At 54.3% G+C, this 335-nt stretch carries 1 protein-coding gene; it reads left to right on the top strand.

The features are described from left to right. Positions 1-335, top strand: a 335-nt coding sequence (locus ACX9OT_RS21855; protein ID WP_459003670.1) for a DDE-type integrase/transposase/recombinase, incomplete at both ends; no start/stop codon positions are given.

Below are 335 nucleotides of genomic sequence, written 5' to 3'. Positions count from 1 at the left end.
TACAACGGCGAAATCGTGGCTTATCAGATCAAGCGTCGGCCCGTATTTGATCTGGTGGGTCAAATGCTGGAGGAGGCTATCAAGAAGCTTTCCCCGGATGAGCGCCCGATGATCCACTCCGACCAGGGCTGGCAGTACCAGCATGAAAACTACCGGCATATGCTGGAAAAGCACTCGTTGAAGCAAAGCATGTCCCGGCGCGGCAACTGCCTGGACAATGCGGCGATGGAGGGCTTCTTTGGAACGCTGAAGTCGGAATTCTTCTACCTGAACAGCTTTGACAGCCTCGAGAGTCTGGAGGCTGGGCTGGTGGAATACATCCAGTACTACAACGA

The sequence above is a fragment of the Stenotrophomonas genospecies 3 genome (genome assembly GCF_054473855.1).
This window is presented reverse-complemented; position numbering and strand designations above follow the sequence as displayed.